This is a genomic window from Idiomarina sp. UBA4206, from assembly GCF_002383015.1.
Taxonomy (GTDB): Bacteria; Pseudomonadota; Gammaproteobacteria; order Enterobacterales; family Alteromonadaceae; genus Idiomarina; species Idiomarina abyssalis.
The window spans coordinates 26,268-27,857 of sequence record NZ_DFTS01000041.1; the positions used below are offsets into that span (position 1 = coordinate 26,268).

Below are 1,590 nucleotides of genomic sequence, written 5' to 3' on the forward strand. Positions count from 1 at the left end.
TCATCACAGGAGGTTTCAATACCCAATACCCGCATAGCGCTAACCACTTCAGTTCTTTATCGACAATTGCTGCCATTTTACCTGATTTTTATTCGCATGACTCGCCTTACGTCCAAAGTTATGCCACTTTATGAAAACACAAAAACAACAAGGGTTTAAGCATGAGACAACTGGTTTCACTTCTGTTTGTTCTGGCCTTAACAGCCTGCCAGACATCACCTGCAGATCACACCGAATTTACCTGGCAGGATGCATCTGTAACTGAGCTTCAGCAAGCCATGAACGAGGAGCAACTAACTGCCGAACAGCTCACACAGTATTACCTGCAACGCATCCACCAAAACAATCAGCAGGGTCCCGAACTAAGAGCGGTAAATAGCCTGAATGAAAACGCATTAGCTGATGCCAAACGGCTGGATAAAGAGCGCCAGCAGGGAAAAATTCGCGGTCCACTGCATGGTATACCGGTTCTTCTGAAAGACAACATTGATACCGCCGAGGGCATGCCAAACACCGGAGGTTCGCTTCTGTTTGCAGAAAATTACCCGGAAGACGACGCATTTTTAGTGCAACAACTGAGAAATGCCGGTGCGATTATTCTGGGCAAAGCCAACTTAAGTGAATGGGCTAACTTTCGTTCAACGCGTTCAAGTTCAGGCTGGAGCGCCATAGGCGGTCAGGCCGTAAACCCTTATGACAGAACCCGTTCAACTTGTGGTTCAAGTGCAGGTTCCGCTACTTCAGTCGCGGCAGACTTCGTTGCGCTATCGGTCGGTACGGAAACCGATGGTTCGTTAGTCTGCCCTGCCGCTGTTAACGGCATTGTCACCATAAAACCAACACTGGGGCTTATCAGTCGCGACGGTATTATTCCTATCGCACACAGTCAGGACACCGCAGGTCCAATGGCACGCACTGTCACCGGCGCTACCTTGATGCTCGATGCAATGAAAGCACATGACCCGGGCGACCCTGCCGGCTACCGCAGTGAAACAACCTTTGCTTCTCATTTAAAAACAGACGGACTAAAAGGCAAACGCATTGGTGTGGTTCGCAATTTAATGGGATACAACGAGCTACTGGACAAACAATTTGAACAACAGCTTGATATTCTGAAAGCTCAGGGGGCGCAACTTGTTGATGTCGAAATGCCAACCTACGGCGAATACGGCGGTGACGAGTTCACAGTACTGCTGTATGAGTTTAAGACTGACATGGCTTCGTACCTTGCCGACACCCAGCTTCCTTACCGCAACCTCGGCGACATGATAGAAGCCAATAATGAACTGGCTGAACAAGAGCTTTTATTATTTGGCCAGGAACTTTTTGAAATGGCCAATGCGCAGGAAGATGAAGCGGCTTATCAGCAGGCCCTGGCTAACAGCAAAAAGCTGGCCGGTAAAGAAGGTATTGATACCATGCTTAGCGAAAACAACCTTGATGTACTCATTGCTCCAACAACCAGTCCGGCCTGGAAAATTGACCATGTTCTCGGAGACAATTATTCAGGCTCGGCCAGTTCACCAGCGGCAGTCGCCGGGTACCCGCACATAACCGTGCCGATGGGTTACATTCAAATAGGTGACGAAC

General features: G+C 49.0%; 1 protein-coding gene. It reads left to right on the forward strand.

Annotated features, from left to right (window positions below; genetic code table 11):
* Nucleotides 1–161 precede the first annotated feature (161 nt).
* A partial coding sequence (locus tag B3180_RS08780; RefSeq protein ID WP_286844070.1) for an amidase occupies nucleotides 162–1,590 on the forward strand: 1,429 nt, incomplete at its 3' end.